Raw genomic sequence first — 14,427 nt, 5'->3', positions numbered from 1 at the left:
CGCTGACGCGGGTCACCCTACACATCCTCTTCTGCCGCGATCAGCGCGCCGAGGTGTCGCAGATCAGTTGACGGACGACTGCCGCACATCAGCGACGGAGGACCCAGCGGTGACGGCGTGCACTGCCGAATTGGCCTCTTGGCAGTAGGCCAAGCCGCCCCGGCACGGGCTACCAGTATTTGCCGCAGGTCGCTTCGAGCTTGTTGACCGCGCTCTCCAGGGCCGCGGTGTCGCTTGCCACGTTCCGGACCCCTTCCACATTGGCGGGTTTGACCGAGCGGATCTTGGTGTATTTCAGGCCTGCGGCCACGGCGAGGGCCCTGAAGTTGCTCCGCAGCGTGCGGTCGGTCTGCTCGGCGGCAACCTTGTTCGCCGCCGCCTCGAGGTTGACCAGCCGGGTGATCGTCTCCCCCATCGCGGAGCGGATCTCGTTCTCCGTCGTGGCACTGGACGCGATCGCGTCCAACGCGATCAGACCGGCGATGCCCTTTTCCAGCGGAACCTTGACGGCCGTGCAGGCCGCCTTGTTGCTCGTGGTGGCCGCTTGCGTGGCCTTCCTGGTCGTGGGCGCCGCCGAGGACCGTGGGCTCCCCGAGGACCGTGGGGTCGGGGAGGGCTTGGCCACCCGGGTCGGCGTGGCCGCCGGGGACGCCGTGGGCGTGGGGGTGGCGGACCCCGTGGAGGCACTGGCCTCCGCGGCGGCGGCCGTGCCCGGCACCTCGGAGGTGCCGTCACACGCCGACGCGGCCAGCAGCGTCGCCGCGACCACCACGCAGAGCCCGAACCGTCGCCCCATCAACGCGCATCCCATCTCATGATCTTCGTGGAGCGGTGACGATACCTGGCCGACCCCACGTCAACCATCAGCCGGCAGGACAGGCAGCTGGCTGGTTAGTTGCTCTTGACGGAGAACTCGTTGCCGTCGGGATCGGCCAGCATGACGGTGCCATCTGCACCGATCTCAAGCCGGGTGGCCCCGAGGGAGACCAGCCGGTCGACCTCCGCGTCCTGATCGCCACCGGTCGGGGCGAGGCCGAAGCGCTGTCGGTTCCTCGCCTCTTTCGGGGCCACGGGCGGGCCTCCCCATGCGACCTTCGTGCCGCCGTGCGGTGACTGGATCGCGGTCTCGTCGTCCTGGTCCCACACCAGCGGCCAGCCCAGCGCCTCGCTCCAGAAACGGCCGACCTCCCGCGTGCCGTCGCAGGCGAGTTCCCCGAGCAGGCCGCATCCGGCGAGGAAGGAGTTGCCCGGCTCGATCACGCAGAACTCGTTGCCCTCGGGGTCGGCCAGGACGATGTGCCCCTCCTCGGGGCGCTGCCCGACGTCGAGGTGGCCGCCGCCGAGCCCCAGTGCCGTCGCCACCTTGTGCTGCTGGTTCGCGAGGCTGGTGCTGGTCAGGTGAAGGTGGATGCGGTTCGGCCCCAGCTTCTTCGCGTCGCTCGGGACGAACTGGAGGCTGACCTGGGTGTCATCGCCCGGCAGGAGCGCAGCACCGGCGTCCTCGACGACCTCCCGGCCCAGCATTCCGGCCCAGAACTGCGCGAGACGGGCGGGATCGTGCGCATCGACGGTCAGCGTCAGCGTTCGCAAGAGCATCACTGCACCGTAGAGACGGGCCAGCACGACAACAAGGCGGTTTCGCGCGCCACGCGCTCGGACCGCACGCCCACACCTCGCCTAGGCGCCCTGCAGGAACGTGTTCCACATCCGAGCCTGCTGCGACGACCGTGGCGTCGGCGCGAAGCATCTCGGGAAGGTGGTGCCGCTGCCCTTCGCGCGCGAGCAAGGGTGGAGCGGTCGGGTGCGAGCACAACGGCATCGGCGAGCCCGATGAACCGGACGAGCATGGCGAGGACGATGCATGGTCGCCGGGGCCCCGGCTGAACCGGCACGTCTCTAGGCTGAGTCGATGATCGAAAACCGGAAGTCGCCGTCCCGTCTCAGCGGCTTCTGGGTCTGTCTCGTCGGCGGCGCCTTCTTCGTGGCCCTGCTGGCGGTCCTCCAGCCGATCACCCGTTACGAGGACTGCCCCAACTACGGCGGGAACGGCAACGCGAGCGCGTTCGGGAACCCCGCCTGGGACTTCTATCTCACGCTCCTGCTGTTCGGCTGGGTGTTCCTGGTCGTCCTGGAGCAGACGTTGTCGGTCACCCGGCGCGGTCGTGGTGGTGTCGACGTCGCGCTGCGGGCGGCCGGCGCGATCGTGTTGACGACGGTCGCCTCGTGCGGCCTCTTCGTCAACGTGGCGGCGGTGTGCCGCTGACCGGTCACCCCAGCCGGTCGAGGAACTCCCGCGAGCGCCGCACCGCGAGCGCCGTCGCGTCCGCGTCGTAGGAGGGCAGCGAGCTGTCGGTGAACAGGTGTGCGTCGCCCGGGTAGACGAACAGCTCGCCTCGCTCGGGCCCGACGATCCCGACCAGCTCGCGGGCGGAGTCGATGTCGCCCTCCAGCGCGAAGAACGGGTCCTTGTCCATGCCGTGGATCTGCACGGGGACGTCGTCCGGCCACGGGCCGACGGCCCACTCGCCGGTGACCGGCAGGCAGGACTCGTAGAGCAGGGCGCCGCGGGCGCCGGGCCGGGTCTGGGCGAGCCGCTGGGCGGTGGCGGCGCCCCAGGAGATGCCGGCGTAGACGAGATCCTTCGGGAGGTCGGCCACGGCCCGGTCGGCGCGCTCGTCGAGCGTCGCGCCGCCGATGCGCTTCGTCAGCGCGGCGCCGTCCTCGATGGTCGCCGGGCGCTCGCCGTCGAAGAGGTCGGGGGTGTGCACGGTGTGCCCGCCGGCGCGCAGCTGGTCGGCGAAGGCGTGGACGCCGTCGGTGAGCCCTTGGATGTGGTGGAAGAGGACGATGTCGGCCATCTCTAGACTCCTGTCATCGAACCAGAGCGATCGAATGATCCAGAATTCTAGAACGGTCGAGAAATGTCGGTCAATCAGCAGATCCCGGATTACGACCTCGACGAGCTGCTCGTGGTCACCGCGCCCGAGCAGTTGCGCGCGCTGGCCGACCCGCTGCGCTCCACCCTGCTGGAGCTGGTCCTGGAGCGGGCCGCCACGGTCAACGAGATGGCCCGGGCGGTCGACCGACCGAAGAGCAGCGTGGCCTACCACGTGAACCTGCTGGTCGAGGCCGGCCTGCTCCGGGTGGTGCGGACGCGACGGGTCCGGGCCATCGAGGAGCGCTTCTACGGCCGGGTCGCCCGCACGTTCTATGTCGGCGTGCTCAACCGGCCCGAGGACAAGCAGGTCGTCGCGCGCATCAACGGCCTCGCCGAGGCGGCCGCCGAATCCGCCGCGGCCCACGCCGCCGACGACCTGCGGTGCACGCTCGTCCACGCGCGCATCCCGATCGAGGAGGTGCGGACGTTCTGGGCGGAGGTCCAGGCGCTCGCCCGCCGCTTCGCCCAGATCCCCCGCTCCGGCGACCAGGTGTACGGGTTCGTCGCCGGCCTCTATCCGACCGACGCGCCCACCCTCCCGGACACTGACCGGAGCCCGGCCGACCGGCCCGACGGCGACGCCGCCCGGTAGGGGTGGGCCCCGGCCCGCCGGATCGCCGCGCGGGTCAGCGGTCGGCGTCGGCGAGCACCTCGCGCAGCGCGTGGGAGGTCTGCCGGACCATCCCCGGGTTGGTTTCCCAGTAGTAGGGCAGCGCGATCACCGCCTGGAGCAGCGCCCAGCCCCGGCCGCGCAGCCAGGAGGCGTCGTCCACGGCCAGTTCGGCGCGGAACCGGTCGCGGCTGCCGCCGGTGAACAGGTTCCACGCCGGTTGCAGGTCGCAGGCCGGGTCGCCGACGTTGAGCCCGCCGAAATCGATGACCGCGGAGAGCCGGCCATCGACCACCAGGAGGTTGCCGGGCAGCAGGTCGCCGTGCAGCCAGAGCCCCGGCCCGCTCCAGGCCGGTGCGTCCAGGGACTCCTGCCAGGCGCGCAGCACCGCGGCGCCGTCGACCCGGTCGCCGAGCCGGCGCACCGCGTCGCGGACCCCCTCGTCCAGTTCCGCGAGGTCCGCGCCCCGGGCGCGAGGTGGCCGGGGATACGCGTCGGCCGTGTCGATCTCCCGCATCGCGGCGATGAAGGCGGCCAGGTCGACCGCTGCCGCGTCCCGGTCGTACCGGGCGGTGCTGGCGCTCTCACCCGGCAGCCATTCGTAGACCGACCAGTCGAAGGGGTAGCCCTCGGCGGGGCGGCCCATGGCCACCGGCACGGGCAGGGCGAGCGGCAGGTGCGGGGCAAGCCGGGGCAGCCACTCGGCCTCGCGGGCCGCCTGTTCCGTGGCCCAGCCGACCCGGGGCATCCGCACCGCGAGGTCGTCGCCGAGCCGGTAGACGTCGTGGTCCGTCCCGTGCGAGGGAACGAGGCGGAGCGGCCGCCCGGCCCACTGCGGAAACTGGGCGGCGAGCAGCCGGCGGACCAGGTCGGCGTCGGTCAGCACCTCGTCGGCGTGCATCTTCATCCGGGTCACGGCGACCATCCTGATTCGGCCCGGCGTGGGCCGCAAACGGATTCAGTCCGCCCGGCGGCGCCAGGTCAGCGTCATGCCGAGGATCACCAGGCCGGCCGGCAGGGCCGCCACCAGCAGTCCGCGCCAGAGTTCCAGCCGCAGACGCAGGGCGAGCCGGCGGTCCGGTTCCCGGGTGACCGCGTACTGCTGGCCGGGGGCGTCGGGGTCGAGCCGGCAGGTGAGGCGGTAGCCGCCGGCGGTCGGGGCGGCGAAGGTGGCCGTCCAGGTCCAGATCGTGTCGTCCGTGGCCGCCTCGGCCCACTCGATCACGGGCCCGGGTTCGGCCACCGGCACCGGCCGCCCGTCCGGGCCGGTCACCCGGCAGCGGTCGCGGTCCGGCGAGGTGGTCGGCCGGGTGGCCCAGACGGCGTACCGGCCGGGGTGGAGGTCGACCGTGAGGTCGTCGTAGCGCTGGCCGGTGAGGTGGACTGGGAGGGGCGTGGGCTCGGCGTGCGGCGAGACGGCCCGCTGGACGGCCGGCAGCGCGGTCAGCAGGCCGAGACCGCCGACCAGCACGAGGACGGCGGCCACCGCCAGCGCCACCCGCCTGCCCATGGGGGCAGGGTAGTGCCGGGCGGGCCGCCCCGGCAGGCTAGCGTCGGGTGCGTGAGCACCGGATCCCCGCGCGTCCTGCCGGCCGAGAGCGGCATCGCCGAGGCCGCCGCCGTCCTGCGCTCCGGCGGGCTGGTCGCCTTCCCCACCGAGACGGTCTACGGGCTGGGGGCGAACGCGCTGGACGCCAGGGCGGCGGCCCGGATCTTCGAGGCGAAGGCCCGGCCCAGCTTCGACCCCCTGATCAGCCACCTGGCCGACGCCGCCGACCTGCCCGGTCTGGTCGGTGCGGTACCGCCCGCGGTGGCCGCGCTGGTGGAGCGCTTCTGGCCGGGCCCGCTCACCCTGATCGTGGACCGGCCGGCGGCGATCCCGCCGATCGTCACGTCCGGCCTGGACACCATGGCCGTGCGGGTGCCCGACGAGCCGTCCGCGCGGGCGTTGATCGCCGCCGCCGGTGTGCCGGTGGCCGCGCCCAGCGCCAACCGGTTCGGGCAGCTCAGCCCCACCCGGGCCGAGCACGTGGTGGCCGGGCTGGGCGCCGCCGTGGACGTGGTGCTCGACGGCGGGCCGACCCGGTGCGGGATCGAGTCGACCATCGTGGACGCGCGGGGCGGGCGGCCGGTGGTGCTCCGGCTGGGCGCACTGCCGGTGGAGGCGCTGGTCGAGGCGGTCGGGCCGGTCGAGGTACGCCAGGGCAGCTCGGGCCAGCCGGTGGCGCCCGGGACGCTGGCCGCACACTACGCCCCGCGTACCCCGTTGCGGTTGGGCGCGGCGGCCGAGGGGGACGGCGGCCGGCGCGGGTTCCTGGCCTTCCGGGAGCCGCCGGCGGAGGGTGACTGGGCGGCGGTGGAGGTGCTGTCGCCCGACGGTGACCTGACGGCGGCGGCCGCGCGGCTCTTCGACGCCCTGCACCGGCTCGACGCCACCGGGGTCACCGAGATCGTCGCCGAGCCGGTCCCCGAGGTCGGGGTGGGCCGGGCCATCAACGACCGGCTGCGGCGGGCCGCCGCCACCTGGCACTGACCGGTCAGAGGGCCAGCACGCCGACCACCTGGTCGCCGCTCGTCTCACCGGTGAGCTGGAAGCCGAGGCGCTGGTAGAAGCGCTCCGGGCCGTGGGGGCCGGGCGCCCAGGTGACGAACATCCGGTCCGTGCCCCGGCGGCGCAACTCGTCGGCGAGCGCCCCCACGGCGAACCGCCCGTAGCCCCGGCCCTGCTGGTCCGCGGCGATGTTCAGCCGCCACAGGCCGGAGCGGACGTCGGCCGGGCCGTCCGCACGCCACCGGACGTCGAGGAAGGCCATCAGGAAGCCCACCGGCCGGTCGTCGTCGACGATCAGCCGCGGCCAGGCGACCGCCGGCTGGGCGTACGCCTCGGCCAGCGACCGGGCGACGGGCGCGACGAGCCCCTCCTGGTCGGGACGGACGGCGATCGCGCAGGCGGCCAGGACGTTGTCCGGGGTGATCTGCTCCAGGCGGGGTGACGGCACGCCGGCACCCTAGCCGCCGGGCCGACGCGCGATCGAACCCATTTCCACCGCCGCATGGCTGCCGCGGGTGGGGGTAGGAGTACGGACAACAACCCCCCGAAAGTGAGGTGTCATGCCAATGCCGACCGCACGCGAGATCATGACCAGCGACGTGAGCTGTGTCCGGGAGCAGGACGACCTCCGGACCGCCGCCCGGCGGATGGCCGAGCTCGGGGTGGGCTCGCTGCCGATCTGCGGCGACGACAACCGCCTCAAGGGCATGGTGACCGACCGGGACATCGTGGTGAAGGTGCTGGCCCAGGGGAAGGACCCGGCCGACGTGACGGCCGGTGAGCTGGCCCAGGGCGAGGCCGTGACCATCGGCGCGGACGACGACGCGGCCGAGATCCTGCGGACCATGGGCGAGCACAAGGTACGCCGGCTGCCGGTGATCGACGGGCACGAACTCGTCGGCATCGTGGCCGTCGCCGACGTGGCCCGCTCGCTGCCGGAACGCCCGGTGGGTGACCTCATCGAGGCGATCTCCGAGCGCGCCTGACCGGATCCGTCCCGCCGCCCCTCCGGCCTCGCGCCGGGTGGGGCGGCGAGCCGCGTCAGGGGGTCAGCGGCACGGTCTCGCCCCGGTGGACGGTGCGGACCTGCCCGACGAAGCCGCGCCGGCGGGCCTCCTCGACGAAGTGCCGCAGCGGGGAGCGGAACACCGGGTAGTCGTCGTAGTGGATCGGCACGGTGAGCCGGGGACGGATCAGCTCCACCACGTCCGCGCCCTGCCGCGCGTCCATGGTGAGCAGGATGCCGGCGACCCTGGTGCCGCCGAGGTGGATGAGCATGGCGTCGATGCCCGGGAACCGTTCGGGGATCTGCGCGAGCTGGGGTCGGCGCAGCGTGTCCCCGGTGACGTAGAGCCGGAACCGGCGCTCGCCGGCGTGTTCCAGGTCGATCAGGGTGCCCATCACGTCGGGCATCAGCCGGTCCAGCGCGCCGGGCCCGTGCTGCCCGGGCAGCGCGGTCAGCCGCAGCGTCTCGTCCCCGCGGTGCAGCTCGTGCGAGCGCCAGGTGGGCAGCCCTTCCGCCGCCTGGAACCCCCAGCGGCGCAGCTTCCGCTCCGCCTGGGGTGTGGTGAGGATCGGCAGGGCGTGGTCCAGCCCGCGCCGGGCCACCCGGTCGAAGTGGTCGCCGTGCAGGTGGGACAGGACCACGGCGTCCAGTCTGGGCAGCTCGGGAATGGTCAGCGCCGGGTCGGTGCTCCGCTTCGACCACAGCCCCCTGCCCAGGTAGGCCCGCTGGCCCCGGTGCAGGAAGTTCGGGTCGGTGAGCAGGGTGAACCCGCCGATCCGCAACACCGTCGTCGCCGTACCGACGAAGGTCACCTCAGGCGTCATGCTCTTCGCCGTACCCCTGATCGGCCTCGCCATGCGGGCGCGGGCCGCGTTGGGGCAGGCGGTCGACCAGCCGGGTCAGCGCGCCGTTGGCGAAGGTGGCCCCGAGCGCGGAGCCGGCGGCGATGCTCCAGCCCACCGGGCCGAGCGGGGTGCAGCCGAAGAACTGGCTGACCCCGGGGGTCTGCACCACGACGACCAGGGCGCCGATCGAGGCGGCGGTGGAGGCCAGCACGGCGGGGCTGGTGCCGCCGGCCAGCACGGTCTGGCCGAGCTGGGTGCCGACCAGCGAGGCGAGCGCGACCGTGCCGGCCCGGCGCTCCCGGCCGGTCCACCGGGCGAGCGTCCAGCCCGCGGTCGCGCCCAGCGTGGTGGCGCCGGCTCGCAGCGCGATCTCCCGGGTCAGCGTCTCGCCGAGCGATGTGTCGGGTCCCTCCCGCAGCAGGTGGTCGGCCCCGTCGGAGGCGGGGGGACGGACCGCGATGGCCAGCGCCGGCGCCAGGTCGGTGAGCAGGTTGACCAGGAGCAGTTGCCGGCCGGTGAGCGCCGACCGGCCGGTGCTGGCGGCGGTCAGCACGCTGAACGCGATCTCGCCGAGGTTGCCGCCGACCAGGATGCTCAGCGCGTGGCGGACCGACGACCACATGGCCCGCCCCTCCACGAGCGTGGCGATGATCGTCTCCAGCCGGTCGTCGGTGACCACCAGGTCGGCGGCGGCGCGGGCCGCCGGGGTGCCGCGCTGGCCGAGCGCGATGCCCACGTCGGCGAGGCGGATGGCCGGGGCGTCGTTGGCGCCGTCGCCGGTCATCGCGACCGTCCGGCCCTGGTGTTGCAACGCCTGGATGATCCGCACCTTGTGCGCCGGGGTGCAGCGGGCCACCACGTCGGTGGCCATGAGCCGCTCCGCGAGGGCCTCGTCGTCGAGCCGGTCCAGCTCGGTGGCGGTGACCACCCGCTGTTCCCCGTGGTCGGGGCTGATGGTGGCGGCGATCGCCTCGGCGGTGGCCGGATGGTCCCCGGTGATCATGACGGTGTGCACGCCGGCCTGCCGGATCCGCCGCACCGCGGGCGCCGCGCTGTCGCGCACCCCGTCGGCGAGGGCCAGGAAACCGACGAAGACCAGCCCGTCGACCTGCTCGTCGGTCACCGACTCGGCCCCCACCCGGCACTCGGCGACGGCCAGGATGCGGTGCCCGGCCCCGGCCCGCTCGGCGAGCATCGCGTGCAGCGCGTCCCGGCCGGCCGCGTCGAGCGGCGTGTCGCCCCCGGCCGTCCGCCGGGCCGCGCAGCGCGGCAGCACCGACTCGGGCGCACCCTTCACGCTGAGCAGCAGCCCGTCGGCGGTGCGGCCGACGGTGGCGTGGTAACCCCGGGACGGCTCGAACGGCAGCCCGCCCACCGCGGTCCAGTCCGGCACGCCGGTCTGCTCCACGACGTCGGCGGTGCCCGCGCCGCGGCGTACCGCGCGGTCGGTCTGCTGGGGCAGCTCGTCCGGGTCGGCCGCCGGCGGGGTGGCCCGCAGCGCGGCGGCCAGGGTCTGCCGCAGCGGACCGTCCAGCCGGTCCGGCGGGGCGTACCGGTCGTGGCCGCCACCCACCCCGGCCAGCAGCAGCTTGCCCTCGGTGAGGGTGCCGGTCTTGTCGAAGCAGAGCACGTCGACCCGGCCCAGCGCCTCGATGGTCCGCGGGTTGCGCACCAGCGCGCCGTGCTCGGCCAGCCGCCGCGCCGCCGCCAGCTGCGCCGCGCTGACCAGGAACGGCAGGCCCTCGGGCACCGAGGCCACGGCCAGGTTCGCGGCGGTCGCCGCCGTCTCCACCAGGGGTACGCCCCGGAGCAGCCCTGCCCCGGCCACCGCGACGGCCGAGCCGGCGGCCAGCGGCAGGGCGGCGCTGGTCAGCTTCCCGAGCCGGGTCTCCACCCCGCTGGCCGGGGGCGCCTGCCGGGCCAGCGCGAGACTGCGCCCCGCCTCGGTCTCCTCACCGGTGGCCACCACCACGGCGGTGCCGCGGCCCGCGGCGACCGTGGTGCCCTCGTAGAGCATCGAGTGCCGCTCGGCGACCGCGGCGGCCACCACCGGCTCGGCGCTCTTGCCCACCGGCAGTGATTCCCCGGTCAGCGACGACTCGTCGGCCTCCAGCCCGTCGCTGGTCAGCACCCGGCAGTCGGCCGGGACGGCGTCGCCGGACCCCAGCGCGACCACGTCCCCGGCAACCAGTTCCTCGGCGGCCACCACCCGCTCGGCGCCGTCGCGCAGCACCCGGGCGGTCACCGCCGAGCGGGACAGCAGCTCGGCCAGGGACCGTTCGGTGTTGCGCTGATGCACCGCGCCGATCAGCGCCGAGCCACCCACCACGCCGCCGACCAGGGCGGCGTCGACCAGCGAGCCGAACGTCGCGGAGAGCACGGCCCCGGCGGCGAGCACCGGGGTGAGCGGGTTCGACAGCTCGTCCACGAAGGCGCGGAGCAGCCCGGCCGACCCGTGCCCGTCCCCGGTCACGGCGCGCCGGCGGCGGGCCGCCTCTTCGCCGGTCAGCCCCTCGGCGTGGGTGCCGAGCTGGTCGAGGACGGTCTCCACCGGCATCAGGTGCCAGGCGGTGAGCGCGGGCACCGGCGTGCGCGTCCGGTCCGGCAGCCGGTGGGCCCGCCAGACGCCGTGGGCGAAGGCGAGCGCGGCGGCGCCGTTCACCGCGGCGAGGGCGCGGGCGGGCAGCCGCTCCCGCTCGGCGGTGAACGCGCCCAGCGCCCCCAGCCCGGTGCCGGCCATCGCGATCCGGATGTTCTGCCCGGTCATCCGCCGGGCCACCCCGGTCGCGTCGATGAGCAGGGCGGGGATCCGCAGGTCTTCGCCGACCAGCAGATGCGCGCCCCAGGGCGGCAGGTCGTCCGGTGCGGAGACGCCCAGCCCGCAGTCGGCGGCGCCGAGCGCGGCCCGGTCGCCGGAGACCACCATCACCACCGCGCCCTCGCGTTGCAGGTCGCGGACCGAATCGGCGAGCCGGCCGCCGCCGGGCACGAGGGCGTCGGCGAAGTCGAACCGGCCGTCGTCGTCCCCGGCGACCACGAGCCGCAGGCCGGCGTGGCGGGCGGCGGTCGCCAGGGCGTCCACCCCCGGAACGGGCTCCGGCTCGACCCGCAGCACGGCGGCGAGCCGCCCGCCCTCGGCCAGCCCGAGCAGCCGGCCGCCCTCCCCGCGTAGCCGTGCGCTGTCCGGGGTGTCCCCGGGGTCGTGGGCGTCCAGCCGGTCCAACGGGCCGAGCCGCCAGCCGCCCGCGTTCCGGACGGCCTCCGGGGCGGCCGGGTCGAACAGGGCGAACGCCCGGCCGGCCACCTGACCGGTGTCCGCGCCGGGCAGCGGCGCCAGGTCGGCCAGCACGCCCCGGTCGGAGCCGAGGATCGCGGCGTCCAGCACCACCGTGTCGATCCGGTCCAGCTCGCGCAGCACGCTGCGGTCCATGGCGATCACCCCGCGCCGGGCGAGCATCGAACCGAGCTGAGCGGCGTACCCCTCGCGGCCGCTGCCCGGCGCCTTGGGCAGCGACGACAGGGCCAGCGCGGCGGCCCGCTTCCCGCCGGCCACCGGCAGCGCCGCCGCCCCGGCCGCCGCCCCCGCCGCGAGCATCCGGCTCACGTAGCGCTCGGCCGGGCCGTCCGGGACCGGGCACGGCCGTTCGCCGTCCGGCACCCGGGCGACCGCGCGGTCCGGATCGCCGGTCAGCCTCGGTTCGGCCTTCGCCCACGCGGCGAGCTGGGCCCGCGCCTCACCCCACTGCACCACCCGCTGCGCGCCGTCGAGCACGATGGCGGCCCAGCCGCCCGTGAGCCCCTGGACCACCGCCTCGGCGAGCGGGAAGATCAGGTCGGCGCGGGGGTCGGCGCGCAGGCCCCGGTCGGCGAGCGCGTGCAGCTTCGGGTGCAGGTCGACCGCGGCGAGGAAGCCGGCCACCTCACCGGGGACCGGGGCGAACGGCAGGATCCGGGTGGCCGCCGAGATGGTCAGGCCGAGCGCGTCCGAGGCCAGCGCGCCCATCGTCCGGGGCGTGCGCGGTCCCTCCTCGGGAGGGCGCGGCGGCGGGATGTCCGGGTCCGGCTCGTGCGGGCAGACCCGCTCGGTTCGCGACACGGTGGCGATCAGGTCGCGCAGCCTCGGCTTCGGCTCCTCGACCGCCACGACCACCCGGCCGGACGGGGCGTTGACCCGGGCCCACGTCACGCCGGGCATCGCCTCCAGCGCCGCCTCGACCTGCCGGGCCAGCCGGTCCCCGCCGTCCTGGCAGACGCCGTGCACCTCGATGTGGTGCCGGCCGTCGCGCGACCAGACCCGGCGCCGGGTCAGCCCGGCGAGGCGGGCCAGCCGGGCCGCCGCCGCGCCCACGGTCCCCGCCGCGTCGGCGACGCTGTCCGGCACGGCGTTCCTGGCCGTCTCCGGCAGGGCGGACCCGACGGTACGGGCGGTGTCCGGCACCGCGGTGGCGACGGTACGCGCGACCCGGGCCACCGCGTCGGGGACGGCGGCCGGCGACAGCAGGAGACCGGCGACGCGGCCCAGCGAGGTCATCGAGGCGTACGGCCGGGTTGCCGGCCCCGCTTCCCGGTGCTCCCGTCGCCGTACGCCATCTCGCCTCCCGCACCTCGTCCCGGCGAGCCCGACTTCCCGCCGCAGCGTCCGTTATGCCCCTCAGGGAGGGGAAGTTTCCGCCCTGCCCGGGGCATGGACGGGGAGGCCGGTGGAATGCCGCCAGAGATCGTTATCGTCGTCGGAACCGGGGAGGCGCGAATGAGCACGCTGACACGACATCTCAGCGGGTCGCGAGAGATGATCAACACCTACTGCCGGCGGGTGGAGATCCCGATGCTGGGCGAGGTGGCGGTGCCGCCGCCCGACAAGCTGGCCTACTACGCGGGGCTGGGCGTGCTCGCCGCGCTCCAGGTCATCGAGTGGCCGATGGCCCTGGTCATCACCGCCGGGCACGTCCTGGCCGACCAGCACTATTCGGGACTGGTGAAGGGGGTGGGTGAGGCCCTGGAGTCGGCCTGACGAGACGGGGCTCACGGTTGACCTCAATCCCGGTTGAGGTCCGAGGCTAGAGCCCATGCCGACCGTCACCGCCGCACCGCCGGCCCCGCCCGTACACCTCTGGTCGCCGCGGCTGCGGGCGATGACCGTGGGCAGCGTCGCCCTGGTGTCGCTGCTCGCCTTCGAAGCCCTCGCGGTGGGCACGGCCATGCCGACGGTCGCCCGCACCCTGGACGGGCTCGGCCTCTACGCGCTCGCCTTCGGCGGCCCGTTCGCCTCCGGCGTGATCGCCATGGTCGCCTCCGGCATCTGGTGCGACGCCCGGGGGCCGCGTCCGGCCATGTGGCACGGGGTCGCCTGGTTCGTGGCGGGTCTCGTGGTGGCGGGCGCCGCGCCCACCATGGAGGTACTGGTCGTCGGGCGGGTCGTGCAGGGTTTCGGCTCCGGGCTGCTCTCCGTCGCGCTCTACGTGATCGTCGGGCAGGCGTACCCGGAGGAACTGCGGCGGCGGGTGTTCGCGGCGTTCGCCGCGGCCTGGGTGGTCCCGTCGCTGGTCGGTCCGGCGCTGGCCGGGCTGATCGTCGAGCACCTGGGCTGGCGCTGGGTGTTCCTCGCGGTCCCGGCGGTCGCATTGCCGGCGGTGCTGCTGGTCCAGCCGGGCCTGCGGGCGCTGGGCGCGGCCGTGCCGACCCGGCCGCCGGCCGGTGCGCTGGCCCGGATCGCCTGGGCCTGCGGGGCGGGGGCGAGCGCCGCACTGCTGCACTACGGGGGGCAGCAGCGCGGCGCTCTCGCCGCCGGGCTGATCGGCGCGGCGCTGGTCGGGCTGCTGGTGTGCGTACCACGGTTGCTGCCGGCGGGGTTCCTGCGGGCCGCGCGGGGGCTCCCCACCGTGATCGGCCTGCGTGGCCTGGCCTCGGCGGCGTTCGCCGGGGCGGAGGTGGTGATCCCGCTGATGCTGTCCCGGGAGCGGGGCTTCACGCCGACCGCGGCCGGGCTGGTGCTGACCGTCGGCGCGCTCTCCTGGTCGGTGGGCTCCTGGATCCAGGGCCGGATCGCCGCGCCGCGGTCCGCCGCCACGCTGCCCCGGATCGGGCTGGCCTGCATCGCCGCCGGCACGGCCGGCGTCACGCTGGCCCTCCTGCCGGCCGTGCCGGTGGCGCTCGCGGTGCTCGCCTGGGCGGTCGCCGGCCTCGGCATGGGCCTGCTCTACCCGTCCCTGTCGGTGCTCACCCTCGACCTGTCGGCGCCGGCCGAGCAGGGCCGGAACAGCTCGGCGCTGCAACTGGGCGACTCGCTCTCCGCGGCCACCGTGCTGGCGCTGACCGGGGCCGTTCTGGCCGCCGGTTCGGCGCCGGGCCCGGCGAGCTACGCGACGACACTGGCGGTGGCGGCCGGCTGCGGGCTGCTCGGCGTGCTGCTCGCCGGCCGCGTGGTGCTCGCCCGCCGGTGATCCGCGCAAAGCGGCCCGGGCCGGAGGACGGGCCGGG

The 14,427-nt window shown here is 75.2% G+C and carries 15 protein-coding genes; 7 read left to right on the top strand and 8 right to left on the bottom strand.

The features are described from left to right. Positions 1 to 169 precede the first annotated feature (169 nt). Positions 170 to 466: a hypothetical protein gene (locus ABZS80_RS05070; protein ID WP_355054505.1), complete on the bottom strand. Its 297-nt coding sequence runs from the start codon at positions 464 to 466 to the stop codon at positions 170 to 172. Between the two features lie 46 nt (positions 467 to 512). Between ABZS80_RS05070 and ABZS80_RS05065 the strand changes: the two genes are divergently transcribed. Beyond that, the gene (locus ABZS80_RS05065; protein WP_355054504.1) at positions 513 to 818 is read left to right on the top strand and encodes a hypothetical protein; all 306 of its coding nucleotides are present in this window, start codon (positions 513 to 515) and stop codon (positions 816 to 818) included. A gap of 73 nt (positions 819 to 891) precedes the next feature. Here the strand turns inward: ABZS80_RS05065 and ABZS80_RS05060 are convergent, their stop codons facing one another. Then, positions 892 to 1,596 carry a VOC family protein gene (locus ABZS80_RS05060; protein ID WP_355054674.1) on the bottom strand — a complete coding sequence of 235 codons (705 nt, stop codon included), beginning with the start codon at positions 1,594 to 1,596 and terminating at the stop codon, positions 892 to 894. A 313-nt stretch (positions 1,597 to 1,909) separates the two neighbouring features. Here ABZS80_RS05060 and ABZS80_RS05055 point away from each other — a divergent pair, with 313 nt between their 5' ends. After that, positions 1,910 to 2,263 (top strand): hypothetical protein, encoded by a 354-nt coding sequence (locus ABZS80_RS05055; RefSeq protein WP_355054503.1) that lies wholly within the window; start codon positions 1,910 to 1,912, stop codon positions 2,261 to 2,263. Positions 2,264 to 2,267: 4 nt separating this feature from the next. Here ABZS80_RS05055 and ABZS80_RS05050 read toward each other — a convergent pair whose 3' ends face one another. Next, entirely contained in the window at positions 2,268 to 2,858 is a 591-nt protein-coding gene (locus tag ABZS80_RS05050) for a dienelactone hydrolase family protein (protein ID WP_355054502.1), read from the bottom strand. 63 nt (positions 2,859 to 2,921) lie between these two features. Between ABZS80_RS05050 and ABZS80_RS05045 the strand changes: the two genes are divergently transcribed. Further along, positions 2,922 to 3,530 carry a helix-turn-helix domain-containing protein gene (locus ABZS80_RS05045; RefSeq protein ID WP_355054501.1) on the top strand — a complete coding sequence of 203 codons (609 nt, stop codon included), beginning with the start codon at positions 2,922 to 2,924 and terminating at the stop codon, positions 3,528 to 3,530. Between the two features lie 34 nt (positions 3,531 to 3,564). Here the strand turns inward: ABZS80_RS05045 and ABZS80_RS05040 are convergent, their stop codons facing one another. Further along, positions 3,565 to 4,455: an aminoglycoside phosphotransferase family protein gene (locus ABZS80_RS05040; protein WP_355054673.1), complete on the bottom strand. Its 891-nt coding sequence runs from the start codon at positions 4,453 to 4,455 to the stop codon at positions 3,565 to 3,567. Between the two features lie 51 nt (positions 4,456 to 4,506). Then, positions 4,507 to 5,058: a hypothetical protein gene (locus ABZS80_RS05035; RefSeq protein WP_355054500.1), complete on the bottom strand. Its 552-nt coding sequence runs from the start codon at positions 5,056 to 5,058 to the stop codon at positions 4,507 to 4,509. 75 nt (positions 5,059 to 5,133) lie between these two features. Here ABZS80_RS05035 and ABZS80_RS05030 point away from each other — a divergent pair, with 75 nt between their 5' ends. Continuing rightward, the gene (locus tag ABZS80_RS05030; protein ID WP_355054672.1) at positions 5,134 to 6,081 is read left to right on the top strand and encodes an L-threonylcarbamoyladenylate synthase; all 948 of its coding nucleotides are present in this window, start codon (positions 5,134 to 5,136) and stop codon (positions 6,079 to 6,081) included. Between the two features lie 4 nt (positions 6,082 to 6,085). Here ABZS80_RS05030 and ABZS80_RS05025 read toward each other — a convergent pair whose 3' ends face one another. Then, positions 6,086 to 6,547, bottom strand: a complete 462-nt coding sequence (locus tag ABZS80_RS05025) for a GNAT family N-acetyltransferase (protein ID WP_355054499.1) — start codon at positions 6,545 to 6,547, stop codon at positions 6,086 to 6,088. 118 nt (positions 6,548 to 6,665) lie between these two features. Here ABZS80_RS05025 and ABZS80_RS05020 point away from each other — a divergent pair, with 118 nt between their 5' ends. Then, positions 6,666 to 7,085 (top strand): CBS domain-containing protein, encoded by a 420-nt coding sequence (locus ABZS80_RS05020; protein ID WP_151460567.1) that lies wholly within the window; start codon positions 6,666 to 6,668, stop codon positions 7,083 to 7,085. 55 nt (positions 7,086 to 7,140) lie between these two features. On the opposite strand, the gene ABZS80_RS05015 is transcribed toward ABZS80_RS05020, so the two are convergent. Together ABZS80_RS05015 and ABZS80_RS05010 are read right to left on the bottom strand one after the other, a co-directional pair. Beyond that, complete coding sequence (locus tag ABZS80_RS05015; RefSeq protein ID WP_355054498.1) at positions 7,141 to 7,929, bottom strand: MBL fold metallo-hydrolase; 789 nt, start codon at positions 7,927 to 7,929, stop codon at positions 7,141 to 7,143. Further along, positions 7,919 to 12,481 (bottom strand): HAD-IC family P-type ATPase, encoded by a 4,563-nt coding sequence (locus tag ABZS80_RS05010; protein WP_355054497.1) that lies wholly within the window; start codon positions 12,479 to 12,481, stop codon positions 7,919 to 7,921. The genes ABZS80_RS05015 and ABZS80_RS05010 overlap by 11 nt, the downstream gene beginning before the upstream one ends. 174 nt (positions 12,482 to 12,655) lie before the next feature. Here ABZS80_RS05010 and ABZS80_RS05005 point away from each other — a divergent pair, with 174 nt between their 5' ends. Further along, on the top strand, positions 12,656 to 12,961 hold the full coding sequence (locus tag ABZS80_RS05005) for a hypothetical protein (protein WP_355054496.1): 306 nt from the start codon (positions 12,656 to 12,658) through the stop codon (positions 12,959 to 12,961). Between the two features lie 55 nt (positions 12,962 to 13,016). Further along, positions 13,017 to 14,390: an MFS transporter gene (locus ABZS80_RS05000; protein WP_355054495.1), complete on the top strand. Its 1,374-nt coding sequence runs from the start codon at positions 13,017 to 13,019 to the stop codon at positions 14,388 to 14,390. Positions 14,391 to 14,427 lie beyond the last annotated feature (37 nt).

The organism is Micromonospora sp. NPDC005305 (genome assembly GCF_040607315.1).
In the GTDB taxonomy this organism is placed as follows: domain Bacteria; phylum Actinomycetota; class Actinomycetes; order Mycobacteriales; family Micromonosporaceae; genus Micromonospora.
The sequence above is the reverse complement of the archived record's forward strand: the minus strand, read 5'-3'. Positions and strand labels throughout refer to the sequence as shown.

Excerpts from the sequence above, each read along its gene's own strand:
- ABZS80_RS05035 (WP_355054500.1), bottom strand. The coding sequence starts at position 5,058 with ATGGGCAGGCGGGTGGCGCTGGCGGTGGCCGCCGTCCTCGTGCTGGTC.
- ABZS80_RS05045 (WP_355054501.1), top strand. The coding sequence starts at position 2,922 with ATGTCGGTCAATCAGCAGATCCCGGATTACGACCTCGACGAGCTGCTC.
- ABZS80_RS05055 (WP_355054503.1), top strand. The coding sequence starts at position 1,910 with ATGATCGAAAACCGGAAGTCGCCGTCCCGTCTCAGCGGCTTCTGGGTC.
- ABZS80_RS05060 (WP_355054674.1), bottom strand. The coding sequence starts at position 1,596 with ATGCTCTTGCGAACGCTGACGCTGACCGTCGATGCGCACGATCCCGCC.
- ABZS80_RS05015 (WP_355054498.1), bottom strand. The coding sequence starts at position 7,929 with ATGACGCCTGAGGTGACCTTCGTCGGTACGGCGACGACGGTGTTGCGG.
- ABZS80_RS05005 (WP_355054496.1), top strand. The coding sequence starts at position 12,656 with ATGCCGCCAGAGATCGTTATCGTCGTCGGAACCGGGGAGGCGCGAATG.
- ABZS80_RS05050 (WP_355054502.1), bottom strand. The coding sequence starts at position 2,858 with ATGGCCGACATCGTCCTCTTCCACCACATCCAAGGGCTCACCGACGGC.
- ABZS80_RS05010 (WP_355054497.1), bottom strand. The coding sequence starts at position 12,481 with ATGACCTCGCTGGGCCGCGTCGCCGGTCTCCTGCTGTCGCCGGCCGCC.
- ABZS80_RS05020 (WP_151460567.1), top strand. The coding sequence starts at position 6,666 with ATGCCGACCGCACGCGAGATCATGACCAGCGACGTGAGCTGTGTCCGG.
- ABZS80_RS05000 (WP_355054495.1), top strand. The coding sequence starts at position 13,017 with ATGCCGACCGTCACCGCCGCACCGCCGGCCCCGCCCGTACACCTCTGG.
- ABZS80_RS05040 (WP_355054673.1), bottom strand. The coding sequence starts at position 4,455 with ATGAAGATGCACGCCGACGAGGTGCTGACCGACGCCGACCTGGTCCGC.